This is a genomic window from Luteimonas gilva (assembly GCF_005239095.1).
Lineage (GTDB): Bacteria > Pseudomonadota > Gammaproteobacteria > Xanthomonadales > Xanthomonadaceae > Luteimonas_C > Luteimonas_C gilva.
In genome coordinates this window covers 969,823-990,333 of sequence record NZ_SZUA01000001.1, presented here as the reverse complement: position 1 = coordinate 990,333, position 20,511 = coordinate 969,823, and the positions used below count along the sequence as shown (strand labels likewise).

The 20,511-nt window shown below is 64.4% G+C and carries 14 protein-coding genes, 1 tRNA gene and 1 pseudogene; all 16 read left to right on the top strand.

Annotation, left to right across the window (positions count from 1 at the left end):
- The 16 genes and pseudogenes from nuoF (at position 1) to infB (ending at position 20,469) form a co-directional block, all read left to right on the top strand.
- Positions 1 to 1,335 (top strand): NADH-quinone oxidoreductase subunit NuoF, encoded by a 1,335-nt coding sequence (nuoF, locus tag FCE95_RS04560; protein WP_137265777.1) that lies wholly within the window; start codon positions 1 to 3, stop codon positions 1,333 to 1,335.
- Positions 1,332 to 3,569 carry an NADH-quinone oxidoreductase subunit NuoG gene (gene nuoG, locus FCE95_RS04555; RefSeq protein ID WP_137265776.1) on the top strand — a complete coding sequence of 746 codons (2,238 nt, stop codon included), beginning with the start codon at positions 1,332 to 1,334 and terminating at the stop codon, positions 3,567 to 3,569. Before nuoF ends, nuoG begins: the two co-directional genes overlap by 4 nt.
- The gene (nuoH, locus tag FCE95_RS04550; protein ID WP_137265775.1) at positions 3,566 to 4,630 is read left to right on the top strand and encodes an NADH-quinone oxidoreductase subunit NuoH; all 1,065 of its coding nucleotides are present in this window, start codon (positions 3,566 to 3,568) and stop codon (positions 4,628 to 4,630) included. The genes nuoG and nuoH overlap by 4 nt, the downstream gene beginning before the upstream one ends.
- Before the next feature lies 1 nt (position 4,631).
- Positions 4,632 to 5,120, top strand: a complete 489-nt coding sequence (gene nuoI / locus FCE95_RS04545) for an NADH-quinone oxidoreductase subunit NuoI (RefSeq protein WP_137265774.1) — start codon at positions 4,632 to 4,634, stop codon at positions 5,118 to 5,120.
- Positions 5,121 to 5,130: 10 nt separating this feature from the next.
- Positions 5,131 to 5,766: an NADH-quinone oxidoreductase subunit J gene (locus FCE95_RS04540; RefSeq protein WP_137265773.1), complete on the top strand. Its 636-nt coding sequence runs from the start codon at positions 5,131 to 5,133 to the stop codon at positions 5,764 to 5,766.
- Complete coding sequence (nuoK, locus tag FCE95_RS04535) at positions 5,766 to 6,080, top strand: NADH-quinone oxidoreductase subunit NuoK (protein ID WP_137266447.1); 315 nt, start codon at positions 5,766 to 5,768, stop codon at positions 6,078 to 6,080. The genes FCE95_RS04540 and nuoK overlap by 1 nt, the downstream gene beginning before the upstream one ends.
- Positions 6,081 to 6,084: 4 nt before the next feature.
- On the top strand, positions 6,085 to 8,163 hold the full coding sequence (nuoL, locus tag FCE95_RS04530; protein WP_137265772.1) for an NADH-quinone oxidoreductase subunit L: 2,079 nt from the start codon (positions 6,085 to 6,087) through the stop codon (positions 8,161 to 8,163).
- A 46-nt stretch (positions 8,164 to 8,209) separates the two neighbouring features.
- Positions 8,210 to 9,736: an NADH-quinone oxidoreductase subunit M gene (locus FCE95_RS04525; RefSeq protein ID WP_137266446.1), complete on the top strand. Its 1,527-nt coding sequence runs from the start codon at positions 8,210 to 8,212 to the stop codon at positions 9,734 to 9,736.
- A gap of 2 nt (positions 9,737 to 9,738) precedes the next feature.
- On the top strand, positions 9,739 to 11,184 hold the full coding sequence (nuoN, locus tag FCE95_RS04520; RefSeq protein WP_137265771.1) for an NADH-quinone oxidoreductase subunit NuoN: 1,446 nt from the start codon (positions 9,739 to 9,741) through the stop codon (positions 11,182 to 11,184).
- 151 nt (positions 11,185 to 11,335) lie between these two features.
- Positions 11,336 to 12,076 (top strand): annotated as a pseudogene (locus tag FCE95_RS17455) (carboxypeptidase-like regulatory domain-containing protein); the annotation flags it as partial.
- Positions 12,077 to 12,085: 9 nt separating this feature from the next.
- Positions 12,086 to 14,527, top strand: coding sequence for a TonB-dependent receptor domain-containing protein (locus FCE95_RS04515; RefSeq protein WP_425481293.1), 2,442 nt, complete (start codon positions 12,086 to 12,088; stop codon positions 14,525 to 14,527).
- Between the two features lie 193 nt (positions 14,528 to 14,720).
- Complete coding sequence (locus FCE95_RS04510; RefSeq protein WP_137265769.1) at positions 14,721 to 15,002, top strand: hypothetical protein; 282 nt, start codon at positions 14,721 to 14,723, stop codon at positions 15,000 to 15,002.
- A 186-nt stretch (positions 15,003 to 15,188) separates the two neighbouring features.
- A tRNA-Met gene (locus FCE95_RS04505) sits at positions 15,189 to 15,265 on the top strand.
- A 180-nt stretch (positions 15,266 to 15,445) separates the two neighbouring features.
- Positions 15,446 to 16,042 carry a ribosome maturation factor RimP gene (locus FCE95_RS04500; protein WP_137265768.1) on the top strand — a complete coding sequence of 199 codons (597 nt, stop codon included), beginning with the start codon at positions 15,446 to 15,448 and terminating at the stop codon, positions 16,040 to 16,042.
- A 140-nt stretch (positions 16,043 to 16,182) separates the two neighbouring features.
- A complete protein-coding gene (nusA, locus tag FCE95_RS04495; RefSeq protein WP_137265767.1) occupies positions 16,183 to 17,688 on the top strand; it encodes a transcription termination factor NusA in 1,506 nt (501 codons plus the stop codon).
- Positions 17,689 to 17,862: 174 nt separating this feature from the next.
- Positions 17,863 to 20,469, top strand: coding sequence for a translation initiation factor IF-2 (gene infB / locus FCE95_RS04490; protein ID WP_137265766.1), 2,607 nt, complete (start codon positions 17,863 to 17,865; stop codon positions 20,467 to 20,469).
- Positions 20,470 to 20,511 lie beyond the last annotated feature (42 nt).

The following is a 20,511-nucleotide window of genomic DNA, read 5'->3' as shown; positions in this document are numbered from 1 at the left end:
ATGGCGCACCACGGCACTCACACTGGCCCCGTCGGACCGGCTCCGAAAGAGCACCAGGTCGTCTACACCACGCTGCATTTCGACAAGCCGTGGTCGTACGAGAACTATTTGAAGACCGGCGGCTACAGCGCGCTGCGCAAGATCATCGAACAGAAGATCGCGCCGGCCGACGTGGTCGAGATGGTCAAGCAGTCCGGCCTGCGCGGCCGCGGCGGCGCGGGCTTCCCCACCGGCCTGAAGTGGAGCTTCATGCCCAAGGGCGACATGCAGAAGTACATCCTCTGCAACTCGGACGAATCCGAGCCGGGCACGGCCAAGGACCGCGACATCCTGCGCTACAACCCGCATGCGGTGATCGAGGGCATGGCGATCGCCTGCTACGCCACCGGCAGCACCGTGGCCTACAACTATCTGCGCGGCGAGTTCCACCACGAGCCGTTCGAGCATCTCGAGGAAGCCACGCGCGAGGCTTACGCGAACGGCTGGCTGGGCAAGAACATCCTCGGCAGCGGCATCGACATCGACATCTACAACGCGCTCGGCGCCGGCGCCTATATTTGCGGCGAAGAGACCGCGCTGATGGAATCGCTGGAAGGCAAGAAGGGCCAGCCGCGCTTCAAGCCGCCGTTCCCGGCCAATTTCGGCCTGTACGGCAAGCCGACCACGATCAACAACACCGAGACCTACGCCTCGGTACCGGCGATCATCCGCAACGGCGCCGAGTGGTTCCTGAATCTGGGCAAGCCGAACAACGGCGGCCCGAAGATCTTCTCGGTGTCGGGCCACGTCAACAATCCGGGCAATTTCGAAATCCGCCTCGGCACGCCGTTCTCCGAATTGCTGGAAATGGCCGGCGGCGTGCGCAACGGGCATAAGTTGAAGGGCGTGATTCCCGGCGGTTCGTCGATGCCGGTGCTGCCGGCCGAGACGATGATGGGCCTGACGATGGATTACGACGCCATCCAGAAAGCCGGTTCGGGCCTGGGTTCGGGCGCGGTGATCGTGATGGACGAAACCACTTGCATGGTCCGCGCCTGCCAGCGCATCGCGCGGTTCTACTACGCAGAATCCTGCGGCCAGTGCACGCCCTGCCGCGAAGGCACGGGCTGGATGTACCGCATGCTGACGCGCATCGTCGACGGCAAGGCCACGCTCGACGACCTGAACGTTCTGAAGGCCGCTGCGGGCCAGATCGAAGGCCACACCATCTGCGCCTTCGGCGAAGCCGCCGCCTGGCCGGTGCAAGGCTTCCTGCGCCACTACTGGGACGAGTTCGAATACTTCATCCGTAACGGTCATTCGATCGTCGACGCGAAGCTGGGAGTTGCCGCATGAGCGCGCAACCCATTAATCCGAATCTGCCGCCCGACCACGTCACCGTCTTCATCGACGGCAAGGAGCTCGCCGCGCCGAAGGGCTCGATGATCATCCAGGCCGCCGACAAGGCCGGCATCCCGATTCCGCGCTTCTGCTACCACGACAAGCTGGCGATCGCGGCCAACTGCCGCATGTGCCTCGTCGAAGTCGAGAAGATGCCCAAGCCCGCGCCGGCCTGCGCCACGCCGGTGATGGACGGCATGAAGATCTCCACGCGCAGCGACAAGGCGCTGAAGTCGCAGCGCAACGTGATGGAATTCCTGCTGATCAACCATCCGCTCGACTGCCCGATCTGCGATCAGGGCGGCGAATGCGAACTGCAGGATCTGTCGCTGGGCTACGGCCGTTCGGTCAGCCGCTTCCAGGAGCGCAAGCGCGTGGTCGCCGACGAGGACCTGGGTCCGCTGGTAGCCACCGAGATGACCCGCTGCATCCAGTGCACCCGTTGCGTGCGCTTCACCGCGGACGTGGCCGGCACCTACGAGCTGGGCGGCATGCAGCGCGGCGAAAACCTGGAAATCGGCACCTACGACGGCAAGCCGCTGACCACCGAGCTGTCCGGCAACGTCATCGACGTGTGCCCGGTCGGCGCGCTGACCAACAAGGTGTTCCGCTTCCGCGCCCGGCCGTGGGAATTGATCGCCAAGGATTCGCTGGGCTTCCACGACGCGCTCGGCAGCAATTTGTTCTTCCATTCGCGCCGCGGCGACGTGATGCGCGCGGTGCCGCGCGACAACGAAGCGGTCAACGAATGCTGGTTGTCCGATCGCGACCGCTATTCGCACCAGGGCCTGTATGCCGAAGACCGCGCCAAGCGGCCGATGGTGAAGGACAACGGCGAGTGGCGCGACGTATCGTGGGATGAGGCTTTGCTGCGCGCCGCGAAGATCCTGAAAGACAACGCCGCCGACGACCTCGGCATGCTGGTCCATCCGGCGACTTCGAACGAAGAAGGCGCCTTGCTCGCGCGTCTGGCCGAAGCGCTGGGCACCGGCAATCTCGATCACCGCATCGCGCAGCACGACTTGTCCGACGGCGCCGTCGCCGAGGCGTTCGGCATGCCGGTCGCCGAGTTGGAAAAAGCTTCGGTGGTGCTGATCGTCGGCAGCAATATCCGCCACGAAGTGCCGCTGCTGCACGCGCGCCTGCGCAAGGCCTGGCGCAACGGCGCCAAGATCCATGCGGTGAATCCGGTCGATTTCGACTTCGCTTTCGATCTGGCCGGCAAGCGCATCGTGCGCCCGTCGCAGATCGCCGGCGCGCTCGGCGACGCGGGTTTGTCGAAGCTATTGTCCGAGGCGAACGGCAATGCCGCGATCCTCGTCGGCGGCGTCGCCGAGAACGGCCCGCATGCGGCCGCGATCCGCGCCGCTGCGCGCTCGCTCGCGCAGGCGACCGGCGCCAAGCTGTGCCGCATTCCGCAGGGCGCGAACGCGGTCGGCTTGGCCAAGCACGGCGTGCTACCGGTATCGCGCGACGCCAAAGCGATGTTCGAACAGCCGCGCAGCGCCTACGTCATCTACGGCATCGAGCCGGGCCTGGATTTCGCCGACCAGGCGGTCGCGATGAAGACGCTGAGCGATGCGCAAGTCGTCGCGTTCAGCCATTTCGCCTGCAAGTCCACCCGCGCGGTCGCGGACGTGATCCTGCCGATCGGCTCGCTGCCCGAAATCGACGCGACGCTGACCAATCTCGGCGGCTTCGACCAAATTGCGGTCCCTGCCGGCAAGCTGCCGGACGAGTCGCGTCCGGGCTGGCGCGTGCTGCGCGCGCTGGGCGCGCAACTGGCCGCGCCCGGCTTCGAATTCACCGATATCGCAGGCCTGCGTGCCGGCCTTGCGCCGCGTAAGGTCGATGCGGCGGCTTCGAAGGCGCCGACGCAAACGGGCGAGGGCCTCGAAATCGCCGCTTCGCAAGCGATTTACCGCATCGACGGCATCACCCGCCGCGCCGAAGCGCTGCAGGCGCATCCGTTGAACGCCGGTCCGCGCGTCACCTTGCATCCCGACGACGCCCGCGTCGCAGGATTGGAAGAGGGCGCGATGGCCAAGCTCGACAACGGTCGCGGCATCGCCACGCTGCAGGTCTTCGTCAGCGACAAGGTCGCTTCCGGCAGCGCTTGGATCGAAACCGGCTACGGCGCGACCGCGCCGCTGGCCAACGGCGCCAAGGTCAAGGTGGCTCGCGCATGATCTCGACGATGCTCATCGACCCGTTCCGCGACTGGCTGCTGTCTTTCGGCGCCATCGGCGCGCTGATCTGGATCGTTTTGAAGATCCTCGCCATTTCCGTGCCCGTGATCGTCGCGGTCGCGTTCTACGTGGTGTGGGAACGCAAGCTGATCGGCTGGATGCACGTGCGCCGCGGTCCGATGTACGTGGGCATGGGCGTGCTGCAGGCTTTCGCCGACGTGTTCAAGCTGCTGTTCAAGGAAGTGATCCAGCCCAGCAGCGCGCAGAAGGCGCTGTACGTCCTGGCGCCGCTGATCACGCTCGCGCCGGCCTTCGCCGCGTGGGCGGTGGTGCCGTTCGACGCGCAAGTGGTGCTGTCCAACGCCAACGCCGGCTTGCTGTACCTGCTGGCGATGACCTCGCTGGGCGTGTACGGCATCATTCTCGCCGGTTGGGCGTCGAACTCGAAGTACGCCTTCCTCGGCGCGATGCGTTCGGCCGCGCAAGTGGTGTCCTACGAAATCGCGATGGGCTTCGCCCTGGTCGGCGTGATGATGCTCGCCGGCAGCCTGAACCTGAGCGGCATCGTGATGGCGCAAGCCGGCGACTTGGGCTTCCTGGAGTGGTTCTGGCTGCCGCTGCTGCCGATGTTCGTCGTCTACTTCGTGTCCGGCGTGGCCGAGACCAACCGCGCGCCGTTCGACGTGGTGGAAGGCGAGTCGGAAATCGTCGCCGGCCACATGGTCGAATACTCCGGTTCGGCGTTCGCGCTGTTCTTCCTGGCCGAATACGCCAACATGATCCTGGTCAGCTTCCTGACCTCGATCTTCTTCCTCGGCGGCTGGCTGTCGCCGTTCCACGGCTGGGGCGTTCCGTTCCTGTCGGTGGACGGTTGGTGGTGGCTGTTCGCGAAGGTGTTCTTCTTCGCCAGCGCCTTCATCTGGTTCCGCGCTTCTTTCCCGCGCTACCGTTACGACCAGATCATGCGCCTGGGCTGGAAAGTGTTCATTCCCATCACCATCGCCTGGATCGCGGTAGCCGCGCTGCTGGCTTACTTCGGCGTGGTCGAGGCGGGCCGCTGACATGGGCAAGATAACCTCCTACTTCAAGAGCCTGCTGCTGATCGAACTGATCGGCGGCCTCGGCCTGACCCTGAAATACCTGTTCAAGCCGAAGTACACGCTGATGTACCCGATGGAGAAAACGCCGCAGTCGCCGCGTTTCCGCGGCGTGCACGCGCTGCGCCGCTATCCGAACGGGGAAGAGCGCTGCATCGCCTGCAAGCTGTGCGAGGCGGTGTGCCCGGCGCTGGCGATCACCATCGATTCGGAGCAGCGCGCGGACGGCACCCGCCGCACCACGCGCTACGATATCGACCTGTTCAAGTGCATCTATTGCGGGTTCTGCGAGGAAAGCTGCCCGGTCGACTCGATCGTGGAGACCCACATCCACGAATACCACTTCGACAAGCGCGGCCAGAACATCGTGAACAAGCAACAGCTGCTGGCGATCGGCGACCGGCTCGAGGCCGAGATCGCCGAACGCCGCGCCGCAGACAGCGCCTTCCGCTGAGGACGAACGAATGGACCTTGCCTCGCTCGCCTTCTACGTCTTCGCCGCCGCCACCGTGATGTCCGGCGTGGCGGTGATCAGCGTCAAGAACCCGGTACACGCCGCATTGTTCCTGGTGCTGACCTTCTTCACCGTGGCCTGCACCTGGATCCTGGCCGGCGCCGAATTCCTCGGCGTGGTCCTGATTCTGGTGTACGTCGGCGCGGTGATGGTGCTGTTCTTGTTCGTGGTGATGATGCTGGACGTGGATACTTCGCCGTTGCGGGAAGGCTTCGTCCGATATCTGCCGATCGGCTTGTTGGTGGCGATCGCGATGCTGGTCGAGATCGTCGTGCTGATCGGCGTGAGGGCGCGTTCGGTGCCGTTCAAGCCGCAGAACGCCGAAGCGGCCGATATCCCCAACACCACCTGGCTGGCGCAAAAGCTGTTCACCGAATTCATGCTGCCGTTCGAGACCGCGGCGGTGATCCTGACCGTGGCGGTGATCGCGGCGGTGATGCTGACCTTGCGCCGCCGCCAGGGCGTGCGCCACCAGAATCCGTCCGATCAGGCGCGGGTGCGCGCCGCCGACCGCTTCCGCATGGTCAGCATGCCGGCCGAGAAGCACGTCGACGAGCCGGCGGCGGGCGAGGAGAAGCAGCCATGATGGGTTTGACGATCGGTCTGGGCCATTACCTGGCGCTGGGCGCGGCGCTGTTCTGCATCAGCGTCGCGGGCATCTTCCTCAACCGCAAGAACGTGATCGTGCTGCTGATGTGCATCGAGCTGATGCTGCTGGCGGTGAACATCAACTTCGTCGCGTTCTCGCGCGAGCTGGGCGATGCGGCGGGGCAGGTGTTCGTGTTCTTCATCCTGACCGTGGCCGCGGCCGAGGCCGCGATCGGCCTGGCGATCCTGGTCACGCTGTTCCGCAACCGGCGCACGATCGACGTGGCCGAAATCGACACACTCAAGGGTTGATCCGATGACGGGTGCCGAACACGCGATCTCCAAGTCCATCCTGCTGGCCATAGTGCTGGCGCCGCTGATCGGCGCGATCCTCGCTGGCCTGTTCGGCCGCCGCATCGGCCGGGCGGGGGCGCACAGCGTCACCATCCTGGGCGTGGCGGTCAGCTGCGCGCTGTCGTGCTACGTTTTGTGGCAACTGCTGCAGGGCGCGGCGCCGTTCAACGAGAACGTCTACACCTGGTTCCAGGTCGGCAGCGTCGAGGCCCACGTCGGCTTCATGATCGACAAGCTGACCGCGATGATGATGGTGGTGGTCACCTTCGTCTCGCTGCTGGTGCATATCTACACCATCGGCTACATGGCCGACGACGACGGCTACCAGCGCTTTTTCAGCTACATCAGCCTGTTCACCTTCAGCATGCTGATGCTGGTGATGAGCAACAACTTCCTGCAGCTGTTCTTCGGCTGGGAAGCGGTGGGCCTGGTGTCGTACCTGCTGATCGGCTTCTGGTTCAAGCGGCCGACGGCGATCTTCGCCAACCTGAAGGCCTTCCTGGTCAACCGCGTCGGCGATTTCGGTTTCCTGCTCGGCATCGCCGCGCTGCTGTACTACTTCAACACGCTCGACTACGCCACGATCTTCGCCAACGCGCCGCTCATGGCGGGCGCGCAGATGACGTTGATGGACGGACATCCTTGGTCGGTGGCCACGGTGATCTGCATCTGCTTGTTCATCGGCGCGATGGGCAAGTCGGCGCAGGTACCGCTGCACGTCTGGCTGCCGGATTCGATGGAAGGCCCGACCCCGATCTCGGCGCTGATCCACGCCGCGACCATGGTGACCGCCGGCATCTTCATGGTGGCGCGCATGTCGCCGCTGTTCGAGATGAGCGAGACCGCGCTGAACTTCGTGCTGTTCATCGGCGCGACCACGGCCTTCTTCACCGGCCTGATCGGCATCGTCCAGAACGACATCAAGCGCGTGGTCGCGTACTCCACGCTGTCGCAGCTCGGCTACATGACCGTGGCGCTGGGCGTGTCCGCGTATTCGGCCGCCGTCTACCACCTGATGACCCACGCCTTCTTCAAGGCGCTGCTGTTCCTGGCGGCCGGCTCGGTGATCATCGGCATGCACCACGAGCAGGACATGCGCAAGATGGGCGGCCTGCGCAAATACATGCCGGTCACTTTCTGGACCAGCGTGATCGGCACCCTGGCCCTGGTCGGCACGCCGTTCTTCAGCGGGTTTTATTCGAAGGACACGATCATCGAAGCGGCGGCCGCGCACGCTCACGAGGCGCCTAGCTGGATCGCCACTTATGGCTATTGGGCCGTGCTGCTCGGCGCGTTCGTCACCTCGTTCTACAGCTTCCGCCTGCTGTATATGACCTTCTTCGGCAAGGAACGCTTCCGCGATGCGCATGCCGATCACGGTCATGGCCATCACGCCGATGCGCACGACGACCATGGCCATCATGGCCCGGTCGAACCGCACGAGTCGCCCTGGGTGGTGACGCTGCCGCTGATACTGTTGGCGATCCCGTCGGTCATCGTCGGCTACTTCACCGTCGGCCCGATGCTGTTCGGCACGGACTGGACCGGGCATCACGCGCAGCTGCCGTACTTCCTAGGCTCGATCGACGTGGCCGAGATCCGCGACACCGTGCTCAAGGTCAAGGAAGAGCACTGGCACGGGCCGAACACGATGGGCTGGCATGGCTTCTATGCGCCGCCGTTCCTGCTGGTGTTGGCTGGCTTCATCCTGGCGACCATCATGTATTGGTGGAAGCCCGACTTGCCTGCGAAGGCCGCGCGCATCTTCGCGCTGCCCAAGCGCATCCTCGAAGACAAGTACGGCATGGACGCGCTGTGGATCAAGGGCTTCGCCGCCGGCGGCGTCCTGCTCGGCAGGCTGTCGCGCAAGAACGACGAAAAGGTGATCGACGGCGCGTTCGTCAACGGCAGCGCAAAACTGGTCGACTTCGGCGCGAACCTGCTGCGCCGCACCCAGTCCGGCTATCTGTACCACTACGCTTTCGCGATGATCCTCGGCCTGATCGTCGCGCTGGGCGTAGTCATCAAATTCTGGCTTTGAGACAAGGACCCGCGACGTGAGCCCCGAGCCCTTGCAAACCGCCGCTATCGCAACGAGTGCGTTTCCGTTGCTGAGCGCGCTGATCTGGCTGCCGATCCTCGGCGGCGCCGCCGTGCTCGCGCTCGGCAACAACCGCGCCAACGCCGCGCGCTGGCTGGCGCTGGCCGTCGCCGTCGCCAGCGTCGCGCTGAGCGTGCCGCTGTTCACCGGTTTCGATTTCGCCAACGCCGGCATGCAGTTCGTCGAGCAGAAGGCGTGGATCCCGGCCTACGACATCCAGTACCACCTCGGCGCCGACGGCATCTCGGTCGCGCTGATCGGGCTGACCACGCTGGTGACCGCGCTGGTGCTGATCGGCGCCTGGGGTTCGATCGACAAGCGCGTCAGCCAGTACTACGCCGCGTTCCTGGTGCTCGAAGGCCTGATGATCGGCGTGTTCAGCGCGCTCGATTCGATCCTGTTCTACGTGTTCTTCGAAGGCATGCTGATTCCGATGTTCATCATCATCGGCATCTGGGGCGGCCCGCGGCGCGTGTACGCGTCGGTGAAGTTCTTTCTGTACACCTTCCTCGGCTCGGTGTTCATGCTGGTCGGGCTGATCTACCTGTACCTGAAGGGCGGCAGCTGGCAGCTGGCCGACCTGTACCAGTTGCAGCTGTCGGCGAGCGAGCAGACCTGGTTGTTCTTCGCCTTCCTCATCGCTTTCGCGGTGAAGGTGCCGATGTTCCCGGTCCACACCTGGTTGCCGGACGCGCACGTCGAGGCGCCGACCGGCGGTTCGGTGATCCTGGCCGCGATCATGCTGAAGATCGGCGGTTACGGCTTCCTGCGCTTCAGCCTGCCGATCGTGCCCGACGCCGGCCACGAATACGCCTGGGTCGTGATCGCGCTGTCGCTGATCGCGGTGGTCTACGTCGGCCTGGTGGCGCTGGTCCAGGACGACATGAAGAAGCTGATCGCCTATTCGTCGATCTCGCACATGGGCTTCGTGACCCTGGGCACCTTCATCGCCTTCGGCTTGGTGCGCGATTACGCCAACGTCGACGCCGCGCGCCTGGGCCTGCAAGGCGCGATGGTGCAGATGATTTCGCACGGCTTCATCTCGGGCGCGATGTTCTCCTGCGTCGGCGTGCTGTACGACCGCGTGCACAGCCGCATGATCAAGGACTACGGCGGCGTCGCGAATACGATGCCCTGGTTCGCCGCGTTGTTCGTGCTGTTCGGCATGGCCAACTCCGGCCTGCCGGGCACCAGCGGTTTCGTCGGCGAGTTCATGGTGATCCTGGCCAGCTTCCAGAAGCATCCGCTGATCGCCTTCGCAGCGGCGACAACGCTGATCCTCGGCGCGGCCTACACGCTGTGGCTGATCAAGCGCGTGGTGTACGGCGAAGTCGCCAATACGCACGTGGCCGAGCTGGAAGACATCAATCCGCGCGAGGCGCTGGTGTTGGGCGTGTTCGCCGTCGGCACTTTGTTCATCGGCCTGTGGCCCAAGCCGCTGACCGACCTGATGGAGCCGTCGATCGCGCAGCTCGCGACCCAGCTGGCGGCCACCAAACTCACCGGACTGTGACGATGACGCTCCCGATCCCGCCCGCCACCGAATTGCTGCCGCTGATTCCCGAATTGGCGCTGGTCGCGGCCACGTTCGCGTTGCTGATGATCGACCTGTTCGTCGACGAGACCAAGCGCGTCGTCACCCATCTGCTGGCGGTGCTGATCCTGCTGGTCACGGCTGGGTTGATCGTTGCGGGGGTAGGGGGGCACGGCGTCGTGCTCAACGGCATGTTCGTCCGCGACGGCGCGGCCGACGTGATGAAGATCGCCATTTGCGTGGTCAGCGCGGCCTCGCTGGTGTACGCGTGGTCGTACTTGCGCGAGCGCGGCCTGTACAAGGGCGAAGTGCCGGTGCTGATGCTGTTCGCGGTGGCGGGCATGATGCTGCTGGTCTCGGCCGGCAGCCTGGTCACCGTATATTTGGGCCTGGAAATGCTGGCGCTGAGTTCGTACGCGCTGGTGGCGGTGGACCGCGACAGTCCGGTCGCTTCCGAAGCGGCGATCAAGTATTTCGTGCTGGGTTCGCTGGCCTCGGGCATCCTGCTCTACGGCCTGTCGCTGATCTATGGCGCCACCGGCACGCTGGATCTGGCGCAGATCCGTTCGGTGTCCGACGTTTCGTCCAATCCCGATTTGATGCTCACCGGCCTGGTGTTCGTGGTCGCCGGCATCGCCTTCAAATTCGGCGCCGCGCCGTTCCACATGTGGCTGCCCGACGTCTACCACGGTGCGCCGACGCCGATCACGATCTTCATCGGCGCCGCGCCCAAGCTGGCGATCTTCGGCATGGCCTACCGCTTGCTCGAATCCGGTTTGGGGCCGCTGGACGGGCGCTGGCAGGTGCTGGTCGCAGGGCTGGCGGCGATTTCGCTGGTGCTCGGCAATCTGATCGCGCTGGCGCAGACCAATTTGAAGCGCATGCTGGCCTATTCGACCATTTCGCACGTCGGCTTCCTGTTTCTGGGCCTGGCCGGCGGCGGCGCGCAGGGCTATGCGGCGGCGATGTTCTACGCGATCAGCTACGCGATCATGTCGGCCGCGGCGTTCGGCGCGATCGTGGTGCTGTCGCGCGCCGGTTTCGAAGCCGACAAAATCGACGACTTCAAAGGCCTCAACGCGCGCAGTCCTTGGCTGGCCGGCTTGGTCTTGTGCGTGATGGCATCGTTGGCCGGCGTACCGCCGTTCCTCGGCTTCTGGGCCAAGCTGGCGGTGCTGCGCGCGGCTTTGCAGGGCGGCCTGATGTGGCTGGCGATCGTCGGCATCGTATGTGCGGTGATCGGCGCGTTCTACTACTTGCGCGTAATCAAGGCCATGTATTTCGACGAGCCGGCGGGCGATGCCCCGGCCCCGCGCGCGGATCGGCCTTTGCGCGTGGTTTTCGGCGTCAATGCCCTGGCCTTGTTGGCCCTGGGACTGTTCTGGAATCCGATCATGGCTTGGTGCCAGCAGGCCTTCCCGGCGTGACGAATGGTTCGATCCGCGGGATGGCCGTACCGGCCAGTAAGGGGCCAATTCGGTTTCATCCGAAACCATTGATTTTCCTGCTGTAACCCTATTGTTAAAAAAATGTGCAAGCCCTAAAGTCGACTTGCTCGGCTGGGGGCCGGGTACGTGGGTGGTCGTTTTGCCACCTTTCTTGGGGATTACTGCAGTGACTCAGAAAACTTACGCCAAGGGCCTGAAAAGGAAGGCTCTGACGGTAGCTTTGGGCGTGTGCTTCGCGGGATCGATCCACGCTCAGTCGAACATCACCGGCACCATCTTCGGTCAAGTCCCGGCGGGGGCAGGCAACACCGTACTCGTCGAAAACCTCGACACCGGCCTCAAGCGCACCATCGCCATCGACAGCTCGGGCCGCTACCAGGCCAGCTCGCTGCCGAACGGCCGCTATAAAGTGACCCTGCAGAAAGACGGCGCGCCGGTCAGCGTGCGCGACAACATCACGGTCAACATCGCCAGCGGCACCGACGTTTCGTTCGCGACGGCCGGCGGCGGCGACGCCACCAATCTCGACAGCGTGGTCGTGCGCGGCGGCATCATTCCGGTCATCGATATTTCGCAGACCGACACCCGCACCGTGCTGACCGCGGAACAGCTCCAGAAGATTTCGATCGGCCGCACCATCGCCGATGTCGCGATGCTGGCCCCGAGCGTGGTCAAGAACGACAGCTACAGCGCCAACGGCACCACCGTGCCGAGCTTCGGCGGTTCGGCGTCGTCCGAGAACGCGTACTTCATCAACGGCTACAACGTGACCAACCCGCTGACTTCGCTGGGTTACAGCACGCTGCCGTTCGACTCGATCGGCGAGCAGCAGATCCTCACCGGCGGCTACGGCGCGGAATTCGGCCGTTCCACCGGCGGCGTGATCAACCTCGTCACCAAGCGCGGCACCAACGAGTGGAAGAGCGGTGTGTACGCGATCTGGGCACCGGAGTTCAGCCGGGCTTCTCCGCGCGACATCTACTATCCCGACACCGGCTTCTATCCGGCGAACGGCACCGCGAACGGCACCGACGGGCAGATCAACATCTGGCGCCAGCAGAACAAGTCGTGGAGCTTCAATCCCGGCTTCTACTTCAGCGGTCCGTTGATCAAGGATAGGCTGTTCGTCTATTTCAACGCCGAGACGACCAAGCGCGAGGGCAGCGAAGTGCTGTCGGGCCGCTTCGATCTGCAGAACTCGGCCGCCGCGCAAACGGGCTGGCGCGAATACCGTTTCAATCAACCGCGTTGGACGACCAAGATCGACTGGAACATCACCGACGATCACCTGCTGGAGTTCACCGGCATCCAGGATCGCACCACCAGCGAAGCCGGCCGTTCGGATTTCTACTACCCGACGCTTACCCACAACACCAAGCCGCGTACCATCACCACGACGGACGACAACGCGCGTCTGTACGTGGCCAAGTACACGGGTTATCTCACCGACGCTCTGACGGTGTCCGCGCTCTACGGCCGTCAGAAGATCACGCACAACAATTCGCTGCCGACCGGCTATGACCCGACCTGTCCGCGAATTTCCGTACCGAGCACGGCTTTCCACCGCGCGCCGGGCTTCGTCTACAACACCTGTCAGGTTTCGGCCAGCAACACGCTGCCCGTCACCCAGAACGAAGAGAGCACCAAGGGTTGGCGCCTGGACGTGTCTTACGTCCTCGGCGACCATGAACTGCGCATCGGTTACGAAAAGCAAACCGCAGAAGCTGCGCAACACACTCGTATCGCCGGCGGCGAGCTTTGGACCTATTCGCGTACGGGCAACGCGAATACCAACACGCCCAACCCCAATGCCAATATCAGTACGGTCGTCGGTTCTCCCGCTTCCGGCGGCGGTCTAGGTGCGCAGGGTTACTATGTGACTCGCACCGTGGTCGCAGCCAACTCCGACCCGGGCGTGGAGCAGACTTCGCAGTACATCGAAGACCGTTGGCAGGTGACCGACAACTTCCTGTTGAGCCTGGGCCTGCGCAACGAGCAGTTCACCAACTTCGATGGTCTGGGCCGTCCGTACATTTCGCAGCGCAACCAGCTGGCGCCGCGTATCGGCTTCTCTTGGGACATGAAGGGCGATGCCAGCTGGAAGCTGTTCGGCAACGTCGGCCGCTACTACCTGGCGACCCCGAACCAGGCAGCCATCCGCGGCGCATCCGCTTCGCTGAACACGACCGAGTACTTCACGTACACGGGCGTGGATCCGCGTACCGGCGCGCCGACCGGTCTGAACCGGATTCCGCTGATCAGCGCTTCGACCACGATCTGCCCGGGCACCCAGGCGATCTCGTCGAACGCCGAGTGCGGCTCCGCGCCGGATCCGAAGACCACCACGGCGAAGGACATCAAGTCGCACTACCAGGATGAGTACATCATCGGCGTCGAGAACGCGTTCTCGGATTCGTTCGCCTGGGGCGCCAAGTTCACCTACCGCGATTTGAAGAGCGCCATCGACGACATCTGCGGCGACCTGCTGCGCAGCAAGTGCTTGAACGCAAACCCGGGCGAGACCAACACCTTCGTGTTCCGCGAAGCGAACGGCACCTACACCGAGATCACGGTGACCGCCGAGCAGATGGGCTTCCCGAAGCTCAAGCGCAAGTACTACGCCCTGGACCTGTTCGCCGAACACCCCTTCAGCAACAAGTGGTACGGCAAGGTGGAATACACCTTCTCGAAGAACTGGGGTAACACGGAAGGCCAGCTGGCCTCGGATCTGGACACCGGCGCCGGCGGCCAGGCCGACGTGGGCCGTACCCAGGACTGGGACTTGTGGCAGTTGATGGTCGGTTCGAACGGTCTGTTGCCGAACCACCGCAAGCATCAGCTGAAGGCGTTCGGTTACTACGAGTGGTCGCAGCAGTGGCGCACCGGCGCGACGCTGATCGCCGCCTCGGGCCGTCCGCGCAACTGCACCAGCCACTTCCCGGTGGACAGCGCCGCTCTGTACAACGGCGCCGCTTACTGGTTCTGCGGCCGCTCGGGTTCGGGCACGGCTCCGGGTACTCCGGGCTATGTCGCTCCCTCCGCGGACTACCGCATCTCGCCTCGCGGTTCTTACGGCGAGGCGCCGTGGAGCGTGCAGTTGAACCTCAATGTGGCGTACACCCCGAACTGGGCTGACGGCAAGCTGACCTTGCAGGCGGACATCATCAACGTCCTCAATCGTCAGACCGCCGGCACGTACAACCCGCGTTACGAGAACGGCGCAGCGGCGGATCGGCGCAACACCCCGAACCGCTTCTTCGGCCAGGAGCTGCAGATTTCCGAACCGCGCTACCTGCGTTTGACCGCGCGTTACGATTTCTGATCCAAGCTTTACGTTTCAGTCGTACGAAGTCGCCGGCGCAAGCCGGCGACTTTTTTTATTGAGGCAAGGGTGGATGAAACGCAATCGAAAATTAGTTGCACTTGCTCTTATTCTGATTGCTTGTGCGGGAGGTCGTTGGGCCTAAGCGTTGGAATTCACTCCAAGCTATTGCGCTAGGCGGATGATTGATCGGATGTCGGAAGATGAGGACGAGATGGAAACTCTTAGATGCTTTTGGTTCAAATTTAGAAACCCGCCGACTCATTCGCCATTAGGGCTGGGATGCGGCATAACGGCCTACGATCATTCGGACGCCTTGTCTATTTTCGAAGAAAAAGTGCAGTCCATTTATCCGCAGTTGCAGATAACCGAAGCCATTGAGGATGTCGATATCCGATCCCTGGATGCAGGGCATGTCCTTCCGAACATGGGGCTTGTGACGAATCGGGGGATATGGTTCCCGCTGGCGTTTTGATTTGTCGCGTCGCTGACTGTCGCCGCCGGCAGCAGTGCCGTACCGCCGGTGCGGGCAAGCGGTTTTCGAACGGACGCGCGCGCCCACATTCAGGGCAGCCGAAAAAAGCGCCGATCCCATGCCCAAGCCGGTTCTCAACCCCGGCCTTGCAATCGGTCCTCCAGATCACCATAATTGCGAGTCTGCTGCGGGGTGGAGCAGTCTGGCAGCTCGTCGGGCTCATAACCCGAAGGTCGTAGGTTCAAATCCTACCCCCGCTACCAGCTTTTCGCGGTCGACGGAAAGCCTCCATGGAGGCTTTTTTTGATGGCGGGAAGTCGGGCTTTGCCGAAGCGTGCTGCTCACGCTTCGGCGCCGAAATCCAGCGGTATCGGACAAGGGGCCCATCGGGCCCCTTGTTGTTTTCCGGGTATGGAAATCCTGAGGCGATCTACGAACCACGCATGACCGATAAAGCGGCCGACATCGCCAAGCTCCTGGCCCCGACGATCCAATCGTTGGGCCTGGAACTGCTCGGCGCCGAGTACCTGCCCGCGCCGGGCAGCGCTACGCTGCGCCTGTACATCGACGTGCCGGCGGGCGCGACCGGCGCCGACGGCGAGCCGCGCGCGGTCACGATCGAGGATTGCGAAGCGGTCAGCCGCGAAGTGTCAGCCCAGCTCGACGTCGAGGATCCGATCAGCGGCCAATACACGCTGGAAGTGTCTTCGCCCGGCGTCGATCGTCCGCTGTTCGCGCCGGACCAGTTCGCGCGCTTCGCCGGCGAGAAGGCCAAGGTCGGCCTGAAGCTGCCGCAGGAAGGCCGGCGCAAGCTGCAGGGCACGATCCTGCGGGTGGAGGGCGACAGCATCGTCTTCGCCGTGGACGCCGTGGGCGAACTCGCGGTGGCCTTCGACAATATCGACAAGGCGCGACTGGTCCCGGACTGGGCCGCGCTGGGCTTCGGCCCCGCCAAGGACGCGTCCGGACGCGACGAGCGGCCGGGCAAGAAGAAAACCAACGGCAGCGGCAAGGCGCCGCGGGCCAAGAACCGAGATTAACCAACCGAGCGAGTCGCCGAAGCCAGTATTTTTTAGCCCCTTGAGTCAAGGGGCGACCAAGCCGAAGGCTTGGTGGGGTTATGGAGGTATTCCCTTCATTGGCCGAAGCGATGAACTTCAAGATTTTAGAGGCTTTCAAAATGAGTAAGGAACTGCTGCTGGTTGTGGACGCGGTCGCCAACGAAAAGGGCGTGCCGCAGGAAGTGATCCTCGAGGCCATCGAAGCCGCGCTGGCTTCGGCCGCGAAGAAGCGCTATCCCGACCAGGACGTGTCCGTGCGCGTGCAGATCGACCCGAAGGACGGCAGCTACGAAACCTTCCGCCGCTGGGAAGTGGTGGCCGACGACGTGGTGATGGAATCGCCCGACCGCCAGATCCGCCTGATGGACGCGGTCGACGAGAGCGAAGGCGCCGAAGTGGGCGACTACATCGAAGAGCAGATCGAAAATCCCGATTTCGGCCGCATCGCCGCCCAGGCCGCCAAGCAGGTGATCGTGCAGCGCGTGCGCGAAGCCGAGCGCGCGCAGGTCGTGGACGCGTGGAAGGATCGCGTCGGCGAGCTGGTCACCGGCACCGTCAAGCGCGCCGAACGCGGCAACATCTACGTGGACCTGGGCGGCAACGCCGAGGCCTTCATCCCCAAGGACAAGGGCATCCCGCGCGACGTGCTGCGCGCCGGAGACCGCGTCCGCGGCTACCTGTACGACGTGCGCAGCGAGCCGCGCGGCCCGCAGCTGTTCATCAGCCGCGCCGCGCCCGAATTCATGATGGAGCTGTTCAAGCTGGAAGTGCCCGAAGTCGGTCAGGACCTGGTCGAGATCAAGGCTTGCGCCCGCGATCCGGGCGACCGCGCCAAGATCGCCGTGCTCGCCCACGACGCGCGCACCGATCCCATCGGCGCCTGCATCGGCATGCGCGGTTCGCGCGTGCAGGCGGTGAGCAACGAGCTCAACGGCGAGCGCGTGGACATCATCCTGTGGAGCGACAACGCCGCCCAGTTCGTGATCAACGCGATGGCGCCGGCCGAAGTGCAGTCGATCATCGTCGACGAAGAAAAGCACTCGATGGATCTGGCCGTGGCCGAAGACCGCCTCGCTCAGGCGATCGGCAAGGGCGGCCAGAACGTGCGCTTGGCGAGCCGCCTGACCGGTTGGCAGCTCAACGTGATGACCCAGGACCAAGTCGCGGCGAAGTCGGAGGCCGAACAGGCCGCCGCGCGCCAGTTGTTCGTCGACAAGCTGGAAGTGGACGACGAGATCGCCGGCATCCTGGTCGCCGAAGGCTTCAGCACGGTGGAGGAAATCGCCTACGTGCCGGTCGGCGAATTGCTGGCGGTGGAAGGCTTCGACGAGGACATCGTCGAAGAGCTCCGCGCCCGTGCCCGCGACGCGCTGCTCAACGAAGCGCTGGCCGTCGAAGAACAACTCGACGAACAGCAGCCTTCCGAAGACCTGTTGACGCTGGAAGGCATGGACGAGGCGACCGCCTACGTCCTGGCTTCGCGCGGCGTGCGCACCCGCGACGACCTGGCCGATTTGGCGGTGGACGAGATCACCGACATCGAGGACATGGACGCCGAGCGCGCCGCCGCCCTGATCATGGCCGCCCGTGCGGACATGATCGCCCGGCTGGAGAAGGAAGGCTAAGAGCGGAGCGTTTGGGCACGGATCAGATCGGATCAATACGGATAAAAGCAAAAAACAGTTTTAAATCCGCGTTTTCCGGACTTTATCCGCGTCGAAAGAAGCTTTTGATTTAAAGATTTACAATCGTTCCATCACGCGCCGGCCTAGGGTCGGCGCCAAGGACACGGAAACCGAATGTCGCAGCAAACCACCATCCGCAAGCTGGCCGAACTGGTGAACACGCCGGTCGAGAAACTGCTGGAGCAGCTGGCCGAGGCCGGCATGAGCTTCAGCGGTCCCGACCAGGTCGTGACCAGCATCGAGAAAGTCAAGCTGCTCGGCTTCCTCAAGCGCGCCCACGGCAAGGCCGAAAAGCCCGCCGAAACGACGGCCGCGCCGAAGAAGATCACCCTGAACCGGCGCAAGGTGCAGGAAATCACCGTCGCCGCGGGCCGCAGCAAGACCACGGTCAACGTCGAAGTGCGGCAGAAGCGCACCTACGTGAAGGCCGGCGAAGTCGAAGTGCCGCAGAACGACGAGCGCGACGAGGCCTTGCGCAAGCTCGAGGAGTCGCGCCGCCGCAACCTCAGCGAACAGCAGCGCCTGGCCGAGGACGACAAGCGCCGCGCCGAAGAGATCGCCGCGAAGAAGCAGCAGGAAGAAGAGGCCGCCAAGCTCGCCGCCGCCGAAGCCGCGGCCGCAGCGGCCGCCGCCGCTGCCGTCGCCGAAGGCGCCACCGAAGAAGAAGTCGGCCGCGCCGCCAAGCCCTCCAGCCACCACGGCAAGTCCGCGTCGCGCAACGACGTGGCGCCGCGCAACGACGACCGCAACGCGCACAAGCACAAGACGCGCGGCTCGCACGTCATGGTCGCCGGCGTCGAGGACGACGACAATGCGGCCCGTTTCGCCGGCCAGCTGCACTTGAGCGCCAGCGAGCGCGCGCGCCGCACCACCGCGCGCGGCAAGCCCAAGGCCAAGCGCCAGGTCGAACAGGCCCGCAGCGGCAGCTCCGCGCACGGCTTCTCGCGGCCGACCGCGCCGATCGTGCGCGAAGTCGCCATCGGCGAAGCGATCACCGTGGCCGATCTGGCGCAGAAGCTGGCGCTGAAGGGCGGCGACGTGGTCAAGGCGCTGTTCAAGATGGGCGTGATGGCCACCATCACCCAGTCGATCGATCACGATACCGCAGTGCTGGTCACCGAAGAGCTCGGCCACAAGGCCGTGCGCGTCAGCGACGACACCGCCGAAGAGGCGCTGCTGGCTCACACCGAAGAAGCGCAGGGCGACAAGGCGCCGCGTCCGCCGGTGGTCACCATCATGGGCCACGTCGACCACGGCAAGACTTCGCTGCTGGACTACATCCGCCGCACCAAGGTCGCCTCGGGCGAAGCGGGCGGCATCACCCAGCACATCGGCGCTTACCACGTCGAAACGCCGAAGGGCGTGATCAGCTTCCTCGACACGCCCGGCCACGCCGCGTTCACTTCGATGCGCGCGCGCGGCGCCAAGCTCACCGACATCGTGGTGCTGGTGGTGGCCGCGGACGACGGCGTGATGCCGCAAACCAAGGAAGCCGTGCAGCACGCGAAGGCCGCCGGCGTTCCTTTGATCGTGGCGATCAACAAGATCGACAAATCCGACGCCGATCCGCTGCGGGTCAAGAACGAACTGCTGGCCGAGCAAGTGGTCGCCGAAGATTTCGGCGGCGACACGCAGATGGTGGAGCTGTCGGCCAAGACCGGGCAGGGCGTGGATACGCTGCTCGATGCGATCACGCTGCAGGCCGAAGTGCTGGAACTGAGCGCCGCGCCGGACGGCCGAGCCTCCGGCGTGGTGATCGAATCCGCGCTCGACAAGGGCCGCGGCCCGGTCGCCACGGTGCTGGTCCAGCAGGGCAAGCTCGAAAAGGGCGACTACCTGGTCTGCGGCGTGCAGTACGGCCGCGTCCGCGCGCTGTTCGACGAGAACGGCAAGCAGGTGCAGAGCGCGGGCCCGTCGATTCCGGTGCAGGTGCTGGGCTTGTCGGGCGTGCCCGACGCGGGCGACGACTTCGTGGTCGTGGCCGACGAGCGCCTGGCCAAGGACGTGGCCCAGCAGCGCGACACCAAGCGCCGCGAATCGCGCCTGGTCGCCGCTCCGGGCAACCGCATGGAAGACATCATGGCGCAGATGGGCCAGGCCGAAGGCCAGCTCAGCCTGCCGCTGATCGTCAAGGCCGACGTGCAGGGTTCGGTGCAGGCCTTGCGCGAGGCGCTGACGGCGTTGTCGACGCCGGCGATCCGGATCAACGTGATCAATGCGGGCGTGGGCGGCATCACCGAGTCCGATGCGAATTCGGCGGTCACGTCGAAAGCCACCATCATCGGCTTCAACGTCCGCGCCGACGCCTCGGCGCGCAAGGTGATCGAAGCCAACGGCGTGGATCTGCGCTACTTCTCGATCATTTACGACGTGATCGACCAGGTGAAGCAGGTCGCGTCCGGCATTTTGGGCGTGGAGATCCGCGAAGAGATCATCGGCACCGCCGAGGTCCGCGACGTGTTCCGCAGTTCGAAGTTCGGCGCGGTGGCCGGCTGCATGGTCATCGAAGGCGTGGTCAAGCGCCACAAGCCGATCCGCGTGCTGCGCGACAACACCGTGATCTTCGAGGGCGAGCTGGAATCGCTGCGCCGCTTCAAGGAGAACGTCGACGAAGTGCGCAACGGCACCGAGTGCGGCATCGGCGTGAAGCAGTACAACGACGTGCAGCCGGGCGACCAGATCGAATGCTTCGAGCGCATCGAAGTGCAGCGTACGCTGTGAGGCGGGAACGAGGGTGGAGCTAGGAACTAGTGTTCTCTCGAG

What these genes read in the sequence shown, in the direction of transcription:
- nuoF (WP_137265777.1), top strand. Translation starts at nt 1, where the DNA reads ATGGCGCACCACGGCACTCACACTGGCCCCGTCGGACCGGCTCCGAAA.
- nuoN (WP_137265771.1), top strand. Translation starts at nt 9,739, where the DNA reads ATGACGCTCCCGATCCCGCCCGCCACCGAATTGCTGCCGCTGATTCCC.
- FCE95_RS04500 (WP_137265768.1), top strand. Translation starts at nt 15,446, where the DNA reads ATGACCGATAAAGCGGCCGACATCGCCAAGCTCCTGGCCCCGACGATC.
- nusA (WP_137265767.1), top strand. Translation starts at nt 16,183, where the DNA reads ATGAGTAAGGAACTGCTGCTGGTTGTGGACGCGGTCGCCAACGAAAAG.
- nuoL (WP_137265772.1), top strand. Translation starts at nt 6,085, where the DNA reads ATGACGGGTGCCGAACACGCGATCTCCAAGTCCATCCTGCTGGCCATA.
- infB (WP_137265766.1), top strand. Translation starts at nt 17,863, where the DNA reads ATGTCGCAGCAAACCACCATCCGCAAGCTGGCCGAACTGGTGAACACG.
- nuoI (WP_137265774.1), top strand. Translation starts at nt 4,632, where the DNA reads ATGGGCAAGATAACCTCCTACTTCAAGAGCCTGCTGCTGATCGAACTG.
- nuoH (WP_137265775.1), top strand. Translation starts at nt 3,566, where the DNA reads ATGATCTCGACGATGCTCATCGACCCGTTCCGCGACTGGCTGCTGTCT.
- nuoK (WP_137266447.1), top strand. Translation starts at nt 5,766, where the DNA reads ATGGGTTTGACGATCGGTCTGGGCCATTACCTGGCGCTGGGCGCGGCG.
- nuoG (WP_137265776.1), top strand. Translation starts at nt 1,332, where the DNA reads ATGAGCGCGCAACCCATTAATCCGAATCTGCCGCCCGACCACGTCACC.
- FCE95_RS04540 (WP_137265773.1), top strand. Translation starts at nt 5,131, where the DNA reads ATGGACCTTGCCTCGCTCGCCTTCTACGTCTTCGCCGCCGCCACCGTG.
- FCE95_RS04510 (WP_137265769.1), top strand. Translation starts at nt 14,721, where the DNA reads ATGTCGGAAGATGAGGACGAGATGGAAACTCTTAGATGCTTTTGGTTC.